16 protein-coding genes, 2 rRNA genes and 1 riboswitch are annotated in these 16,889 nt (G+C 39.4%); of the genes, 17 read left to right on the forward strand and 1 reads right to left on the reverse strand.

Annotated elements, in window-relative coordinates; genetic code table 11:
* The 16 genes from NY607_RS20650 to purD form a co-directional block, all read left to right on the forward strand.
* Positions 1–125: ribosomal RNA gene (locus NY607_RS20650) — 23S ribosomal RNA — on the forward strand; the annotation flags it as partial.
* Positions 126–195: 70 nt separating this feature from the next.
* A 5S ribosomal RNA gene (rrf, locus tag NY607_RS20655) occupies positions 196–311 on the forward strand.
* Between the two features lie 125 nt (positions 312–436).
* Complete coding sequence (locus NY607_RS20660) at positions 437–703, forward strand: hypothetical protein (RefSeq protein ID WP_237898751.1); 267 nt, start codon at positions 437–439, stop codon at positions 701–703.
* A gap of 140 nt (positions 704–843) precedes the next feature.
* On the forward strand, positions 844–1,038 hold the full coding sequence (locus NY607_RS20665) for an NETI motif-containing protein (protein ID WP_237898749.1): 195 nt from the start codon (positions 844–846) through the stop codon (positions 1,036–1,038).
* Positions 1,039–1,131: 93 nt separating this feature from the next.
* A riboswitch (purine riboswitch) is annotated at positions 1,132–1,230 on the forward strand.
* A gap of 208 nt (positions 1,231–1,438) precedes the next feature.
* Positions 1,439–1,927 (forward strand): 5-(carboxyamino)imidazole ribonucleotide mutase, encoded by a 489-nt coding sequence (gene purE / locus NY607_RS20670; RefSeq protein ID WP_131522010.1) that lies wholly within the window; start codon positions 1,439–1,441, stop codon positions 1,925–1,927.
* A complete protein-coding gene (purK, locus tag NY607_RS20675; protein WP_004225748.1) occupies positions 1,924–3,048 on the forward strand; it encodes a 5-(carboxyamino)imidazole ribonucleotide synthase in 1,125 nt (374 codons plus the stop codon). The genes purE and purK overlap by 4 nt, the downstream gene beginning before the upstream one ends.
* Positions 3,049–3,061: 13 nt before the next feature.
* Positions 3,062–4,357 carry an adenylosuccinate lyase gene (purB, locus tag NY607_RS20680; protein WP_131522009.1) on the forward strand — a complete coding sequence of 432 codons (1,296 nt, stop codon included), beginning with the start codon at positions 3,062–3,064 and terminating at the stop codon, positions 4,355–4,357.
* Positions 4,358–4,485: 128 nt separating this feature from the next.
* Positions 4,486–5,196 (forward strand): phosphoribosylaminoimidazolesuccinocarboxamide synthase, encoded by a 711-nt coding sequence (purC, locus tag NY607_RS20685; protein ID WP_131522008.1) that lies wholly within the window; start codon positions 4,486–4,488, stop codon positions 5,194–5,196.
* Between the two features lie 2 nt (positions 5,197–5,198).
* On the forward strand, positions 5,199–5,447 hold the full coding sequence (purS, locus tag NY607_RS20690; RefSeq protein ID WP_004225741.1) for a phosphoribosylformylglycinamidine synthase subunit PurS: 249 nt from the start codon (positions 5,199–5,201) through the stop codon (positions 5,445–5,447).
* 2 nt (positions 5,448–5,449) lie between these two features.
* Positions 5,450–6,133, forward strand: coding sequence for a phosphoribosylformylglycinamidine synthase subunit PurQ (gene purQ / locus NY607_RS20695; RefSeq protein WP_259420313.1), 684 nt, complete (start codon positions 5,450–5,452; stop codon positions 6,131–6,133).
* A complete protein-coding gene (purL, locus tag NY607_RS20700; protein ID WP_131522007.1) occupies positions 6,120–8,354 on the forward strand; it encodes a phosphoribosylformylglycinamidine synthase subunit PurL in 2,235 nt (744 codons plus the stop codon). The genes purQ and purL overlap by 14 nt, the downstream gene beginning before the upstream one ends.
* Positions 8,330–9,754 carry an amidophosphoribosyltransferase gene (purF, locus tag NY607_RS20705; RefSeq protein WP_004225733.1) on the forward strand — a complete coding sequence of 475 codons (1,425 nt, stop codon included), beginning with the start codon at positions 8,330–8,332 and terminating at the stop codon, positions 9,752–9,754. The genes purL and purF overlap by 25 nt, the downstream gene beginning before the upstream one ends.
* Positions 9,755–9,838: 84 nt before the next feature.
* Positions 9,839–10,894, forward strand: coding sequence for a phosphoribosylformylglycinamidine cyclo-ligase (gene purM, locus NY607_RS20710; RefSeq protein WP_131522006.1), 1,056 nt, complete (start codon positions 9,839–9,841; stop codon positions 10,892–10,894).
* Positions 10,894–11,463: a phosphoribosylglycinamide formyltransferase gene (purN, locus tag NY607_RS20715; RefSeq protein WP_004225729.1), complete on the forward strand. Its 570-nt coding sequence runs from the start codon at positions 10,894–10,896 to the stop codon at positions 11,461–11,463. Before purM ends, purN begins: the two co-directional genes overlap by 1 nt.
* Before the next feature lie 113 nt (positions 11,464–11,576).
* A complete protein-coding gene (purH, locus tag NY607_RS20720) occupies positions 11,577–13,103 on the forward strand; it encodes a bifunctional phosphoribosylaminoimidazolecarboxamide formyltransferase/IMP cyclohydrolase (RefSeq protein ID WP_131522005.1) in 1,527 nt (508 codons plus the stop codon).
* An 81-nt stretch (positions 13,104–13,184) separates the two neighbouring features.
* On the forward strand, positions 13,185–14,441 hold the full coding sequence (gene purD / locus NY607_RS20725) for a phosphoribosylamine--glycine ligase (RefSeq protein ID WP_131522004.1): 1,257 nt from the start codon (positions 13,185–13,187) through the stop codon (positions 14,439–14,441).
* Positions 14,442–14,536: 95 nt separating this feature from the next.
* Here purD and NY607_RS20730 read toward each other — a convergent pair whose 3' ends face one another.
* Entirely contained in the window at positions 14,537–14,962 is a 426-nt protein-coding gene (locus tag NY607_RS20730; RefSeq protein WP_131522003.1) for a YgaP-like transmembrane domain, read from the reverse strand.
* Positions 14,963–15,161: 199 nt separating this feature from the next.
* Between NY607_RS20730 and NY607_RS20735 the strand changes: the two genes are divergently transcribed.
* Positions 15,162–16,883, forward strand: coding sequence for an adenine deaminase C-terminal domain-containing protein (locus NY607_RS20735; RefSeq protein WP_259420314.1), 1,722 nt, complete (start codon positions 15,162–15,164; stop codon positions 16,881–16,883).
* Positions 16,884–16,889: the final 6 nt, after the last annotated feature.

Here is a 16,889-nt window from a genome sequence, read left to right on the forward strand (position 1 = left end):
AAGATGAGATTTCCCATTACGCAAGTAAGTAAGATCCCTCAAAGACGATGAGGTAGATAGGTTCGAGGTGGAAGTGTGGTGACACATGGAGCTGACGAATACTAATCGATCGAGGACTTAACCAAAAAAGTTTGAAACATTCAATGCACCGTTTATCCAGTTTTGAAAGAATAAATCTTTCAATTAAATACAAAGTCTAGTGATGATGGCAAAGAGGTCACACCCGTTCCCATACCGAACACGGAAGTTAAGCTCTTTAGCGCCGATGGTAGTTGGGGGCTTCCCCCTGTGAGAGTAGGACGTCGCTAGGCAATTATAAAGTCATGGATCTATTCCATGACTTTTTTTTATTTTGTGAACTATTCATAAAATGCTATAATATATTTAAGTGGATTTAAAGGAGATACATTCTGGATTTAATAATGGAGGAATCAAAATGAGGCAGAACATTTTTTCTGCGATTTCGATCTCAAGTCTACTACTTATATTCTTTATGTTTGGCTATGATTCAACCAAATGGTATGGAAACTTTTTTACATTTCTCTATCGTGTAAATATGTTTATGCCGTTTATTTTAGGTGGTTTAGGCATCACCAGTGCCCTATTTGGCATCAAAGGATATCGTATGGTTCTTGTTGTCCTTCATTTGTTCCTACTGTTATTATTTTTTTGTATCTATTTAAAGGCATTTTATATTCTATGAGCATTCATCAAAACTGTGGAGAGAAATCTGCAGTTTTTTTCTATTTATTTAAGTTCTTACATACTTCTGTAAGCAACAAAAGGTATAATGAATTACAAATTGGTTGTGAATGAATATGTACAATGGAAAGGAAGAAAAAGTTGGGAAAAAAGCAAATTTGGTATGAGGTACTGGAAAACGAGTCAATCGAGGATTGCTTGGCAAGAATGCGGAAAGATGGCTTTATGGTCATAGGACGAAAAGAAGAGCCGCTTTTTCATATCGTAGATGGCGAGCCAGCTTATCTGCGTCAAAAAATTCAGTTTAAAGGTATACCTGCTCAAGATATCGAATGATTTTGACTAAAAACCGAACATTTTTTTTCACCTAATAAAAAATGTTCGCATTTTTGGATTGACGATAAGACAATCCCTTGTTAAAATGTGAGAAGGAAAAACAAATAGATCCCACATATATGCTAGAGGATTGGCTCTAGTGTCTCTACCCGGCACCGTAAATGCTGGACTATGCGGGAAAGCACTTTTGGCGTATGGTGAGAAGGTCTTTGTACAGCTATGTACATGGAGACGATCTTGTCCGAATAATCCTCAAGTAAACTGCTTTCACGTGTACTGGTAGAGAGTAGTTTACTTGGGGATTTTCTTTGTAAATAAGAATTGCAGTAGCTATTTAAAATAGAGGCTAGCACAATAAATAATTGATCATTTTTCTATCGTTTAAAAGGAGCGACAATTTATGAATCCGAAAATCGGTGTCATTATGGGTAGTTCAAGTGACTGGGAAACAATGAAACATGCATGTGATATTTTAGATGAATTACAAGTACCGTACGAAAAGAAAGTTGTATCTGCACATCGTACACCTGATTTAATGTTTGAATATGCAGAGGCAGCTCGCGAGCGAGGAATACAAGTAATTATTGCTGGTGCAGGCGGTGCTGCACATTTGCCAGGAATGGTGGCAGCTAAAACAACATTACCTGTCATTGGTGTACCAGTTCAATCACGAGCACTTAATGGACTTGATTCACTATTATCCATCGTTCAAATGCCTGGTGGCGTACCTGTAGCTACTGTAGCGATTGGCAAAGCAGGAGCGACTAATGCAGGGTTACTTGCAGCTCAGATTTTGTCAACAACAGATGTGGAGCTTGCTAATAAATTAGATGCTAGACGTGAAGCAACAAAGCAGCAAGTATTAGAAAGTACAGGTGACTTAGTGTGACGAAGATTATTTATCCTGGACAAACGATAGGCATTATAGGCGGAGGACAACTTGGTCGAATGATGGCACTTGCTGCAAAAGAGTCAGGTTTTAAAGTGGCTGTTCTTGAACCAGCAATGGACTCACCTTGTGGGCAGGTAGCAGATATTCGCATTGTAGCTCCATATGATGATGAAGCTGCTTTAGAAGAACTTGCAGAAGTAAGTGATATTATCACATATGAATTTGAAAATATTGATTATGAAGGCTTAAAGCGTTTATCACAAATGGCTTATGTTCCTCAAGGAGCAGAGTTGGTACGTATTACACAAAACCGTATAACAGAGAAAGAAGCTATTGTGAAAGCTGGTTGCCCAGTAGCACCATATATTGTTGCAAAAACTTATGAAGAATTAGTAGCCAATATTGATTCGATTGGTTATCCTTGTATAGTCAAAACAGCAAGAGGTGGTTATGATGGCAAGGGACAGCAGCTTTTAAAATCAACTGAAGATTTGCCTTTAGCGAAAGAATTATTCACACATTCACAATGTATTGCAGAAGGGTTTGTTCCTTTCGTAAAGGAAGTATCGGTCATTGTTCAAAGAAATGGTCATGGTGAATCGTATTGTCAGCCAGTTGGAGAGAACATTCATGTTCATCATATTCTTCACGAGACAATAGTACCTGCTCGCATAACTGAAAGCACAGCTCAAGCTGCCGAACGAGAAGCTTTGAAAATTGCAGATTATTTACATTTAGTAGGAACGCTAGCAGTAGAAATGTTTGTATTAGAAGATGGTAGTATTGTTATCAATGAATTAGCACCAAGACCTCATAATTCTGGTCACTATTCAATTGAAGCATGTAATGTTTCACAATTCCATCAACATATTCGTGCTGTTTGTGGATGGCCGTTACGTAAGCCACAACTATGGGCACCGTCCATTATGGTCAATGTATTAGGGCAGCATGTCGTGCCACTCAGTAACTCAATTGCTAAATATCCTGAATGGTCCATACATCTTTATGGGAAAGCTGAAGCTAAGGTTAACCGTAAAATGGGCCATGTGACGATTATGACAAAAGACTTAGAAGCTACACTACAACAAATCGAAAGTTCTGGCATTTGGTCAGAATAGAAGGAGATACGCGATGATTGAACGTTACACAAGACCCGAAATGGGCGCAATTTGGACAGAACAAAATAAATACCAAGCTTGGCTAGAGGTTGAAATTTTAGCTTGTGAAGCATGGGCAGAGTTAGGGGATATCCCAAAAGAGGATGTTGCTAAAATTCGTGAAAATGCTTCATTTGATGTGAATCGTATATTAGAAATTGAACAAGAAACTCGTCATGACGTTGTAGCCTTTACTCGTGCTGTTTCTGAAACACTTGGAGAAGAGCGCAAATGGGTACATTATGGTTTAACTTCTACTGACGTAGTAGATACAGCACTTTCTTATTTAATCAAACAAGCAAATGATATTTTACGAAAAGATATCGTAAATTTCATTGATATTATTGCTGCTAAGGCAAAAGAACATAAACATACAGTTATGATGGGACGCACACATGGTGTTCATGCTGAACCAACAACTTTTGGTTTGAAACTTGGTTTATGGTACGAGGAAATGAAGCGTAACCTTGAACGTTTTGAAGCAGCTGCGAAAGTAATTGAAACAGGAAAAATGTCTGGGGCTGTTGGAACATATGCCAATATTGATCCTCGTGTTGAGCAATATGTTTGCGATAAATTAGGCCTTGCAGCATCACCGATTTCAACACAAACTTTACAGCGCGACCGCCATGCTCAGTATTTAGGTGCATTAGCTTTAATCGCTACTTCAATTGAAAAATTCGCAACAGAAATTCGTGGACTACAGAAATCTGAAACACGTGAAGTGGAGGAAGCTTTTGCAAAAGGTCAAAAAGGTTCGTCCGCAATGCCACATAAGCGTAATCCAATCGGTTCTGAAAACATGGTTGGTATGTCCCGTTTAATGCGAGGTTATATGGTGACTGCTTATGAAAATGTAGCTTTATGGCATGAGCGTGATATTTCACATTCATCTGCAGAGCGTGTTATTTTACCGGATGCAACAATTACTCTTAACTATATGCTAAATCGCTTCGGTAATATTGTGAAAAACTTAACAGTATTCCCTGAGAACATGAAACGTAATATGGATCGTACATTTGGTCTTATTTATTCTCAACGCATCTTACTAGCATTGATTGATAAAGGATTAGTACGAGAAGAAGCTTATGATACAGTACAACCTTTAGCAATGCAGGCTTGGGACGAGCAAGTTCAGTTCCGTACATTAGTCGATGGAAGTGAAAAAATCACATCTTATTTAACAAAAGAAGAGTTGGATGATTGTTTTGATTACAACTACCACTTACAGCATGTTGATATGATTTTTGAACGACTAGGACTTAACTAATATTTATTTAGCCATCTAATAATAAATGTTAGAGCCACCCGTAAAAGTTTCAGAGTTGAATCGTAGAGATACGGTTCAATTCTGAATATTATTACAAGCGTATCTCATAATATCAGGGGGAAAACGAAATGACTAAAGGTCAACTTTTGTATGAAGGTAAAGCAAAAAAATTGTTCACAACAGAGGAGCCAAATGTGCTACTTGTTGAGTACAAGGATAGTGCAACAGCATTCAATGGTGAAAAGAAAGAGGAAATTGAAGGTAAGGGCATTTTAAATAATCGCATTACTTCATTAATTTTCGAAAAATTACAAGCTAACGGAATTGCGTCACATTTCGTAAAACAATTATCCGATACACAACAACTTGTAAAAAAAGTAGAAATTATTCCGATTGAGGTAGTTGTTCGTAATATTGCTGCTGGAAGTTTAGCAAAGCGCCTAGGTCTTGAAGAGGGGACACCTTTAAAACGACCAATCGTTGAATTTTATTATAAAGACGATGATTTAGGCGACCCACTTATTACGACAGAACATATTGATGTTCTTGAACTTGCCACACCAACTGAAGTGACAGCTATTTATGATGGTGCATTAGCCGTTAACAAAGTGCTACAGCCGATCTTTGCAGATGTCAATGTGACATTGATTGATTTTAAATTAGAGTTTGGCCGTGATATGGATGGTCATGTATTATTGGCAGATGAAATTTCACCAGATACATGCCGACTTTGGGATGCAACAACGAAGCAAAAGTTAGACAAAGATGTTTTTCGTCGTGACCTTGGTAATTTAACTGAAGTTTATACTATTATACTTTCTAGACTCGGAGGCAAATAACAATGAAAAAAGTAAAAATCTATGTAACATTACGTGAGAGTATTCTTGATCCTCAAGGCTCTGCAGTACAAGGTTCTTTAGCTAAGATGGGCTACGGTGAAGTAGAAGATTTACGTATCGGTAAATATCTTGAACTATCAATTAAAGATTCAGAACGTGACATTGATACTCTAGTAAAAGAAATGTGTGAAAAGGTTTTAACGAACGTTGTAATTGAAGACTACCGTTACGAAGTCGAGGAGGCTATTTAATCATGAAATTCGCAGTACTCGTATTCCCTGGGTCAAACTGTGACATCGATATGTATCATGCGATTAAAGACGAGCTAGGTGAAGAAGTAGAATATGTATGGCATACAGCAACAGATCTAAGTGGTTTTGATGGTGTATTAGTACCTGGAGGATTCTCCTATGGGGATTATCTTCGTTGTGGTGCAATGGCTAATCAATCTAACATTATGACAGAAGTTAAGAAGGCAGCAGATGCTGGTAAACCTGTATTAGGTGTATGTAATGGCTTCCAAATCCTAACGGAAGCAGGTTTATTGCCAGGAGCTTTATTGTGCAATAAAAACTTAAAATTTATGTGCCGTACAGTGCAGCTTAAAGTTGAAAACAACAATACATTATTCACAAATCAATATGAGCAAGGTCAAATCATCAATATTCCAATCGCACATGGTGAAGGTAACTACTACTGTGACGAGGAAACTTTACAATCACTAAAAGATAATAATCAAATCGTATTCACATACTCAGGTGACAATCCAAACGGTTCTTTAGAAGATATCGCAGGGATTATAAACGAGCGCGGCAATGTATTAGGGATGATGCCACACCCAGAGCGAGCTGTTGATGCACTGGTGGGCAGCGCAGACGGTCTAGCAGTATTTAAATCAATCGTGAAGCAGTGGAGGGAAAATCATGTCAACAACTAAGTTTGAGCCAACAGCACAGCAGATTAAAGATGAGAAGCTATACGCTGGAATGGGGATGTCAGACGAAGAATTTGCAATGGTAGAAGGTATTTTAGGACGTCTACCTAATTGGACAGAGACAGGTCTTTTCTCAGTAATGTGGTCTGAACACTGCTCGTACAAAAATTCAAAGCCAGTACTACGTAAATTCCCTACTAAAGGGCCACAGGTACTACAAGGACCAGGTGAAGGTGCAGGTATTGTTGATATTGGTGACGAACAAGCAGTAGTGTTTAAAATGGAATCACATAACCATCCATCTGCAATAGAACCTTATCAAGGAGCTGCAACGGGTGTGGGTGGTATCATCCGTGACGTTTTCTCAATGGGTGCACGTCCAATTGCAATGTTAAACTCATTACGCTTTGGTGAATTAAAGTCAGCACGTGGTAAATATCTATTTGAAGAAGTAGTAGCGGGAATCGCAGGATATGGTAACTGTATCGGAATCCCAACAGTAGGTGGCGAAATTCAATTTGATCCTTGCTATGAAGGTAATCCTCTAGTGAATGCTATGTGTGTCGGTTTAATTGATCATAAAGATATTCAACGAGGTATTGCTGCTGGTGTAGGTAATACAGTGATGTATGTTGGAGCGAAAACAGGCCGTGATGGTATTCATGGTGCAACATTCGCCTCTGAGGAATTAACTGAGGAATCAGAAAACCAACGTCCAGCGGTACAAGTTGGAGATCCATTTATGGAGAAGCTTTTACTTGAAGCTTGTTTAGAGGTTGTAAAATCGGATGCTCTAGTTGGTATTCAAGATATGGGTGCAGCTGGTCTTACTTCTTCTTCAGCAGAAATGGCTTCAAAGGCTGGTTCTGGTGTAGAAATGAACTTAGATTTAGTGCCTCAGCGTGAAACAGGAATGTCAGCGTATGAAATGATGTTGTCTGAGTCTCAAGAACGTATGCTTTTAGTTGTGAAAAAAGGTCGCGAAGATGAAATTAAAGCGATTTTCGATAAATATGATTTAGATGCTGTAGCAATTGGTCGTGTAACGGACGATAAAATGCTTCGTCTTTTACACAATGGACAAGTGGTGGCAGAGGTACCTGCTGATGCATTAGCAGAAGATGCACCTGTTTATCATAAACCATCTGCAGAACCTGCATACTATGCCCAGTTCCAAGCAATCGAAAACACTGAACCTGCTGTGACTGATTACAAAGAAACACTAATTGCTCTATTAAAAGCACCGACAATTGCTTCGAAAGAATGGGTATACGATCAGTACGATTATCAGGTTCGTACTTCAACTGTTGTTAAACCAGGCTCTGATGCGGCTGTTATTCGTGTACGTGGTACAAATAAAGGCTTAGCAATGACAACGGACTGTAACTCTCGCTACATTTATCTAGACCCAGAAGTGGGCGGTGCTATTGCAGTAGCTGAAGCAGCTCGTAATATTGTTGCAACTGGAGGTACGCCACTTGCAATTACAGACTGCTTAAACTTTGGTAATCCAGAGAAACCAGAAATCTTCTGGCAAATTGAAAAATCTGCAGATGGTATTTCGGCAGCTTGTACGGCATTAAATGCTCCAGTAATCGGAGGTAACGTTTCTCTTTATAATGAGCGTTCAGGCGAAGCGGTGTATCCAACGCCAACAATTGGTATGGTTGGTCTTATTGAAGACTTAGCACATGTAACGACACAGGATGTAAAGGCAGCAGGAGATCTTGTCTTTGTTATTGGTGAGACAAAAACAGAATTTGGCGGTTCAGAGCTTCAAAAACTTTTAAATAATGGTGTTATTTCAGGGAAAGCACCAGCTATTGATTTAGAGGTTGAAGCGACACGTCAGCAAGCTTTATTAAAGGCGATTAAAGCAGGCCTTGTTCAATCTGCGCATGATGTAGCAGAGGGAGGTCTAGCTGTGGCGATTGCTGAAACAACATTTGGCGCTAACGGTCTTGGTGTGGATGTAACATTAACAGGCTCTGCAACAACTGCGCTATTCAGTGAGAGTCAATCTCGTTTTGTTGTCACAGTTAAAGAAGAAAATGCTGCAGCATTTGTAGAAATCATGAAAGATGCTCAAAAAATTGGTGTCGTAACAAACGATGCACTTGTGAAAATCAACGGGGACAAAGGTGTGCTTGTAGAAGGTACAGTGGAGGAATTCCGTTCTAATTGGAAAGGAGCAATCCCATGCTTGCTGAACTCAGAGGCTTAAACGAAGAATGTGGGGTGTTTGGTATTTGGGGTAACCCAAATCCAGCACACCTTAGCTATTACGGGCTTCATGCTCTTCAACACCGTGGACAAGAAGGCGCTGGAATTGTCGTTTCAGACGGACAGCATCTTCGCGCGGTGAAAGGCGAAGGACTAGTTAATGATGTTTTCAACGAAGATAAATTAAAAGCAGTGAACGGCAAAGCAGCTATTGCGCATGTTCGTTATACGACTGCTGGTGGTGGCGGTATCGAAAATGTACAGCCATTATTATTCCACTCCTCAACTGGTAGCCTTTCAATTGCCCATAACGGTAACTTAGTCAATGCGACACATTTAAAGCAATATCTAGAGCGACAAGGTAGCATTTTCCACTCTAGCTCTGATACAGAAGTGTTGGCGCATCTTATTAAGAAAAGTTCGCATTCACCATTCCGTGCGAAGGTGAAAAATGCCCTCTCTCTTTTAAAGGGTGCCTATTCTTTCTTAATTATGACAAAGGATGAAATGCTTGTTGCACGTGATCCACATGGTTTACGTCCACTATCTCTTGGAAAGCTAGGAGATGGCTGGGTGGTAGCTTCTGAAACTTGTGCATTCGATTTAATTGGTGCAGAATTTGTTCGTTCGGTAGAACCAGGTGAATTAATCATTATTAATGATGAGGGCGTAAAATCAGATCGTTTTGCTGATATGGATAAACGTTCGATGTGTGCGATGGAATATGTTTATTTAGCACGTCCTGATTCGGATATTGATGGTATTAACGTTCATATGGCACGAAAACGTATGGGTAAACAGCTTGCTCGTGAGTGTGCGCATATTGAAGCAGATGTTGTAACAGGTGTTCCTGATTCAAGTATTTCCGCAGCGATTGGTTTTGCAGAAGAAAGTGGAATCCCTTATGAATTAGGTCTTATTAAAAACCGTTATGTTGGTCGTACGTTTATTCAGCCGACACAGGAGCTACGTGAACGTGGTGTGAAAATGAAACTTTCACCTGTTGTTCAAGTCGTAAAAGGAAAAAAAGTAGTAATGGTTGATGATTCTATCGTTCGTGGTACAACATCTCGTCGCATTGTCAAAATGCTAAAAGATGCTGGCGCAGCGGAAGTTCATGTTGTGATTTCATCACCGCCGATGACAAACCCTTGTTATTATGGCATTGATACATCAACGCATGAAGAACTAATTGCTTCTAGTCATAATGTAGATGAAATTCGTGAAGCAATTGGTGCAGATTCTCTGACATTCCTTTCTGTTGAGGGGATGGTAGAAACAATTGCACGACCATACGAAGATGAAAACCGAGGACTTTGTCTTGCATGCTTTACAGGCAAATATCCAACAGAGATTTTCCCGGATACGATTTTGCCACATGAAAAAGAATTATTACGTTAAGAACAACATCGCAACAAATTAGTGTCTTACAGTCATTTCTATCTAGGAAACTTAGGCGACTTGGATGATAAGGAGGAACTCTGCGTGTCAAAGGCATATGAACAAGCAGGTGTAAATATTGAAGCGGGCTATGAAGCCGTAAAACGAATGAAGTCTCATGTTGAACGTACGAACCGTCTAGGTGTAATGGGGACATTTGGTGGTTTTGGTGGCATGTTTGACTTGTCAGAACTGAATCTTAAAGAACCTGTTCTTATTTCGGGGACAGATGGTGTTGGAACAAAGCTAAAGCTAGCCTTCATGGTAGACAAGCACGATACAATCGGTGTGGACTGTGTAGCAATGTGTGTAAATGATATTGTTGCTCAAGGAGCAGAACCGCTGTACTTTTTAGATTACGTAGCTCTTGGAAAAGCAGAGCCTGCAAAAATCGAACAAATTGTCAAAGGTGTTGCAGATGGCTGTGTGCAATCAGGTGCGGCTCTAATAGGTGGAGAAACTGCGGAAATGCCTGGTCTTTATGAAGAAGATGAATATGATCTAGCTGGCTTTGCAGTAGGCGCTTGTGAAAAGTCTGCTATCGTGACAGGTGAAGAAATCGTAGAAGGCGATGTACTTATTGGAATTGCATCAAGTGGTGTACATTCAAACGGTTATTCTTTAGTGCGTAAAATTGTCTTTGCAGATCATCAATATGCTGTGGATGCTATTGTAGAAGGCTATGAAGATCTAGGCCCAATCGGTGAGGCGCTTCTAGTGCCAACAAAGCTATATGCTAAACCTGTGCTAGCAGCTTTAAAGGCAGCAGATGTACATGGCTGTGCACATGTTACAGGTGGCGGTTTCTATGAAAATCTACCACGCATGATGCCAGAGGGACTAGCAACAGAAATCGACTTAGGTTCTTGGCCTGTATTACGTATCTTTGAATTCCTAAAAGATAAGGGTCAGCTAGAAGATAAGGATTTATATAATGTGTTTAACATGGGTATTGGCTTTGTAATAGCTGTGCCAGAAACTGAAGCTGATAAAGTAATCGCTGCAGTTGAAGCAAATGGTGAAAAGGCTTATACAATCGGACGTGTTATTAAAGGTGACGGAGTAGTATTTAATGGCTCACATGATGGGAGTTTAGCGTAATGACTGCACCAACAAAAATAGCCGTGTTCGCGTCAGGTAGCGGTAGCAATTTTCAAGCCATTCAAGAGGCCATTGAACGTGGTGAACTCCATGCAAAGGTTGCACTAGTGGTCACAGATAAGCCTGGAGCATTTGTAGTAACGCGTGCTGAAAACTTTGGGATTCCAGTGTTAGCATTGAATCCAAAAGAGTTTGTCTCAAAGTCAGCTTATGAGACAGCAATTATCGAAGCTTTACATGAGTGCGATGTGAAATGGATTGTGCTTGCTGGGTATATGCGTTTAATCAGTGACGTATTATTAGCAGCCTTTCCACAGCGAATTGTTAATATTCACCCGTCCCTATTGCCTGCCTTTCCTGGAAAGGACGCTATTGGACAAGCCATTAATCATGGTGTGAAAATAACAGGTGTCACAGTGCATTTTGTTGATGAAGGAATGGATACTGGACCAATTATCGCTCAGGCAGCGGTACCTGTCATTGAAGGAAATCGCGAGGCAACAGAAGCTGAAATTCATAAACAAGAGCATTTATTATATACAAAGGCATTACAGCAATTATTACAATAACTGAAGAAGGAGTTAGGTCGAGAATCCTACTCAACAAGTAAGACCTAACTCTATTAATCTATTGAAGCAAGTCAGTTCGTGGACAGCACGATAAAAATTAGGAGGATATTGTTGTGACAAAACGTGCATTAATCAGTGTTTCCAATAAAGATGGTATTTTAGAATTTGCAAAGGAATTAGTAGCATTAGGTTATGAAATTTTATCAACTGGCGGTACAAAAAAAATGTTACAGGATAATGCGGTAGCTGTAACAGCAGTAGATGAAGTAACGAAGTTTCCTGAAATTTTAGATGGTCGTGTAAAAACTTTAAATCCAATGATTCACGGTGGTCTATTAGGAAAGTTTGATGATGTCTCTCATCAAGCACAGATGAATGAGCATGGAATTGAACCAATTGAAATTGTTTGTGTGAATCTCTATCCGTTTGTTGAAACAATTTCAAAGCCTAATGTAACTTGGGATGATGCAATTGAAAACATTGATATCGGTGGTCCAACAATGTTACGTTCTGCTGCAAAAAACCATCAATATGTAACAGTAATCGTGGACAGCAATGACTATGCAACAGTATTAGAGGAACTTAAAGCAGACGGTGCCACAACAATTGAAACACGTCGTAAACTAGCTGCGAAAGTTTTCCGTCACACAGCCGCTTATGATTCTTATATTTCGAACTACCTGACTGAAGAAGAGTTCCCAGAGAGCTTAACGATGACATATGAATTAAAGCAAAATTTACGCTATGGCGAAAACCCTCACCAAAAAGCGGCCTTCTACCAAAAGCGTCTTGGCTCTGACTTTTCATTAGCTTATGCTACACAATTACATGGTAAAGAGTTATCCTACAATAATATTCAAGATGGTAATGCAGCATTGCAAATTGTAAAAGAATTTGAAATGCCAGCTGCTGTAGCGGTGAAACATATGAATCCATGTGGTGTTGGCACTGGTGTCACGTTAGAGGCAGCATTCGATAAAGCATATGAGGCCGATCCAACATCTATTTTTGGCGGTATTATCGCATTAAATATGGAAGTAGATGCAGCAACTGCTGAGAAGCTAAGTCATATTTTCCTAGAAATTATTATTGCACCTGCTTTCTCACAAGAAGCATTAGATATTTTAACGAAAAAGAAAAATATCCGCTTACTAACAATTCCTTTCGAGCAAGCGAAACAAGATTCATTCAATGTAGTATCAGTTGAGGGTGGCCTTCTTGTGCAGGAGCCAGATCGTTATGGCTTCGGCAATGCGGATATTAAAGTGATGACAGATCGTGAACCAACAGAGCAAGAATGGGAAGCATTGCAACTTGGTTGGTCTGTTGTCAAACATGTGAAATCCAATGCGATTGTTGTAACAGATTCCCAAATGACACTTGGGGTTGGCGCAGGTCAAATGAATCGTGTAGGTGCAGCTAAAATTGCCTTTGAACAAGCTGGAGAAAAAGCAAAAGGTGCCGCATTAGCATCAGACGCATTTTTCCCAATGAGCGATACTGTGGAGGCGGCGGCAGCTGCAGGGATTACAGCAATTATTCAACCAGGTGGTTCCATTAAAGATCAAGATTCCATTGATAAAGCAAATGAATACGGCATTGCGATGGTATTCACAGGTGTACGTCATTTTAAACATTAATTGTTGAATTGTATAGAAATCAAAACAGACCGAGATGTTGGTTCATCTCGGTCTTACTTACAAAGAGGAGGATTCTCTAAAATGAATGTATTAGTAATCGGAAGCGGTGGCCGTGAGCATGCAATCGCTAAACAATTTAGCATCTCTCCATCAGTGAAAAACGTATTCGTCGCGCCAGGAAATGATGGGATGCGAGGCGAAGTAGAAGTTGTTGCTATTGATACAATGGATTTCGCAGGTCTCGCTCAATTTGCCAAGGAAAATGATATTGCATTAACATTTGTTGGCCCAGAACAGCCGCTTGCTGAAGGCATTGTCGATTTCTTTACAGCTAGAGGTTTACGTATTTTTGGTCCTACAAAAGTTGCTGCTCAAATAGAAAGCAGTAAATCCTATGCGAAAGAAATTATGAATAAATACAATATTCCTACAGCAGCACATGAAACATTTACTGAAGCAGAAAAAGCAATAGCCTATATTAAAGAACAAGGAGCGCCTATTGTCATTAAGGCTGATGGTTTAGCGGCTGGTAAGGGAGTCGTTGTGGCAATGACAGAGGAAGAAGCGATTGAAGCTGTAGTGGATATGATTGGAAACCAACGTTTTGGTGAATCCTCTTCACGTGTTGTCGTTGAGGAATTTTTAGACGGTGAAGAATTCTCCTTTATGTCTTTTGTACACAAAGGACAAATTTATCCGATGGTTATTGCACAAGATCATAAACGAGCTTATGACGGTGATAAAGGACCAAACACAGGAGGTATGGGTGCTTATTCACCAGTACCACAAATCCCACAAGAGGTAGTAGATATTGCATTTCAAACTATTGTAGAACCAACTGTTAAAGGGATGGAGGCAGATGGTGCTTCCTTTACAGGTATTTTATACGCAGGGTTAATTTTAACGAAGAAAGGTCCTCAGGTCATAGAGTTTAATGCTCGTTTTGGTGATCCTGAAACGCAAGTTGTATTGCCACGTATGGTTTCAGATTTTGGTGCATTTATGATGGCGTTAATGGATGAACAGCCATTTGATTTACAATGGTCAGAAGAAGCAATGCTTGGTGTAGTCATTGCAGCAGAGGGTTACCCAGGAGACGTTGAAAAAGGTAAGGTATTACCGAATTTAGAGGCACTTTCGACATCACATGCAGTTTTCCATGCAGGTACAAAATTAGTAGACGGTCAATTCGTTGGTAACGGAGGACGTGTACTGTTAGTTGGTGCAAAAGCAGCTACTTTACAAGAAGCACAGGAAAAGGTTTATGAAGGTATTGCAACGGAAACATGGGATCACTTTTTCTTCCGTAAAGATATTGGCTGGCGTACATTTAAGTAATTATTATTTTCACTAAATATTTTTGAAACCTCTTGTTGCTTCAAAACGTAAGAGGTAAGAGCCGTCTCAATAATAGATTGGGACGGCTCCTTTGACTAAGAAGGATTTTGAGCTTTATTCGTTGAAGAATCGCTACTATTTGAGGAATTTTGAGTTGAAGTGCTGGTATCAGATTGTTTTGAAGCAGTAGCTTGTGAACCTGAAGAATTACCAGCTATAGCAGAGGAAAAATCCTTCATGAGCTTATCGATTTGTTCAGTAGACATAGAATTTTGCCCGCTGAACATACTTTGCATAGAGGTGTTCATGGCATTCTGCATATTGGAGCTTAAAACTGCTTTCGTTGGACAATATTTAAAAAGTCCCTCAGCCATTTTCATGGCACCTAATGCAATCATTAATCGACCTTTTGTACAATTAGGATTTCTAGAAACTTTAGCGATACCAAATGCGGTCAAACTCGTCCCCATGGCAAAACGACAAAATGCATTCTTTTCGCTTAAATTTGCTTGCTGCATCATCATACTTCCTCCTTTAGTCATTGTGGAAAAAATAAGCGAGGTGCACTTTGCTTTATGAAAGTGCTGTGTTACGATTGAAACAAGATGATTGCATAAAGCATAATTTTTATGAAAATATGCGATTATGCAGTAGTAGTATGTGATTTCAAGTTGGATTTACACAATGAAAAATTACGTAATTTAGGAAGGAGCGAATAGCATGGATCCAGTATGGAAAATAACAAAAATACGTCAACAATTAGCAGTAATTGATGGGAAAAAGGCACCAGATATCGTGCTGAAGAATGCACGTTATTTGCATAGTATGTTAAAACAATTCATAGTAGGGAACATTTGGATTTTGGGAGATCGCATTGTCTATGCTGGTGACAGAATGCCTCCTTTATTAGAAGGAACAGAAGTGGTGGATTGTACAGGAAAAACAATCGTACCTGGCTATATTGAGCCACATGTACACCCATTCCAGCTTTATCATCCACAGTCATTTGCAGATTTTTGTGGTCAGCTTGGGACAACAACTTTTATTTCGGATAATTTAAGCTTTGTTTTAAATTTAGAAAATAAGAAAGCGTTTTCAATTTTAGAGAGTTTGAAAAAGCTACCTTTTTCTTTTTATTGGTGGACTCGCTTTGACTCACAAACTGAATTGGAGCAAGAAGAAGAGGTTTTCTCTAATACTTCTATAGTAGAGTGGTTAGAGAGAAGTGATGTCTTACTTGGTGGAGAGTTGACAGGCTGGCCTATGCTGTTGCATGGTGACGATCAAATGCTTTATCGTATGCAAATGGCTAAGGGAATGGGAAAAAAAATTGAAGGCCATTTCCCTGGAGCTTCAGAAAGAACATTGGCACGCATGAAACTGCTTGGTGCTGATGGTGATCATGAGGCAATGACAGTAGAAGAGGTAGAGCGTCGTATTATGCAGGGCTATGCTGTAACTTTACGTCATTCTTCCATACGACCAGATTTACCACATCTACTAAAAGGAATAGTAGAAAAAGAGCTTCCAATCTTTGATCATTTAATGATGACAACAGACGGTTCAACACCTTCATTCCATGAGGATGGTGTGATGGATAAATGCATTCAAGTAGCTTTAGATGCAGGGGTATCTCCTATTGATGCTTATCAAATGGCTTCCTATAATGTAGCACGTTATTACAATATGTCTAATTTACATGGTTTTATCGCAACAGGGCGTTTTGCTTCACTCAATATTCTACAAGATGAATATCATCCTGTTCCAGAAAGTGTCTTATCAAAGGGTGTCTGGTTGAAGCGTGATGGGGATCGTGTGCATAGAATGGCGACAATTGATTATTCTGCCATCCCAACTTTAGATTTAGATTTCTCATTAGATTCACAGGATTTCCAGTTTTCTATGCCGTTTGGGATTCAATTAGTTAATGATGTGATTACAAAGCCTTATAATTCTTTAATTACGAAAGAAGGGCAATTGGCAAATCATGATGAGTGCTATTTAATGCTCATTAACCGAAAAGGCAACTGGCATGTAAATACAATGATTAAAGGATTTGCAACAGATGTCCAAGGCTTTGCATCCTCTTATTCCAACACGGGTGACATATTGCTAATTGGAAAAAATAAAGACGATATGATTAAAGCCTTCGAAGAAATGAAGGCAATGAATGGTGGTATTGTTCTCGTTGAAAAAGGAGAAGTTATAGCGGACATCCCATTAACAATTGGTGGACTTTTATATGATGGAGATGTATTCACTTTAACGGAGAAAGAAAAGGCTTTAAAACAAGCTTTAGCAGATAGAGGCTATCAATTAGGAGATGCCATTTATACATTATTATTTTTACAATCTACTCATTTACCATATATTCGTATAACACCACAAGGAATTTTCGATGTGATGAAGAATAAGTTATTATTACCTGCTGTTATGCGCTAATTCATG

Source organism: Lysinibacillus sp. A4 (assembly GCF_024919535.1).
In the GTDB taxonomy this organism is placed as follows: Bacteria; Bacillota; Bacilli; order Bacillales_A; family Planococcaceae; genus Lysinibacillus; species Lysinibacillus capsici.

Bases quoted from the DNA above. Each gene is read 5' to 3' on its own strand.
- purE (WP_131522010.1), top strand. From the start codon at position 1,439: ATGAATCCGAAAATCGGTGTCATTATGGGTAGTTCAAGTGACTGGGAA.
- purD (WP_131522004.1), top strand. From the start codon at position 13,185: ATGAATGTATTAGTAATCGGAAGCGGTGGCCGTGAGCATGCAATCGCT.
- purF (WP_004225733.1), top strand. From the start codon at position 8,330: ATGCTTGCTGAACTCAGAGGCTTAAACGAAGAATGTGGGGTGTTTGGT.
- purN (WP_004225729.1), top strand. From the start codon at position 10,894: ATGACTGCACCAACAAAAATAGCCGTGTTCGCGTCAGGTAGCGGTAGC.
- NY607_RS20730 (WP_131522003.1), bottom strand. From the start codon at position 14,962: ATGATGCAGCAAGCAAATTTAAGCGAAAAGAATGCATTTTGTCGTTTT.
- purQ (WP_259420313.1), top strand. From the start codon at position 5,450: ATGAAATTCGCAGTACTCGTATTCCCTGGGTCAAACTGTGACATCGAT.
- purS (WP_004225741.1), top strand. From the start codon at position 5,199: ATGAAAAAAGTAAAAATCTATGTAACATTACGTGAGAGTATTCTTGAT.
- NY607_RS20660 (WP_237898751.1), top strand. From the start codon at position 437: ATGAGGCAGAACATTTTTTCTGCGATTTCGATCTCAAGTCTACTACTT.
- NY607_RS20735 (WP_259420314.1), top strand. From the start codon at position 15,162: ATGGATCCAGTATGGAAAATAACAAAAATACGTCAACAATTAGCAGTA.
- purC (WP_131522008.1), top strand. From the start codon at position 4,486: ATGACTAAAGGTCAACTTTTGTATGAAGGTAAAGCAAAAAAATTGTTC.
- purB (WP_131522009.1), top strand. From the start codon at position 3,062: ATGATTGAACGTTACACAAGACCCGAAATGGGCGCAATTTGGACAGAA.
- purL (WP_131522007.1), top strand. From the start codon at position 6,120: ATGTCAACAACTAAGTTTGAGCCAACAGCACAGCAGATTAAAGATGAG.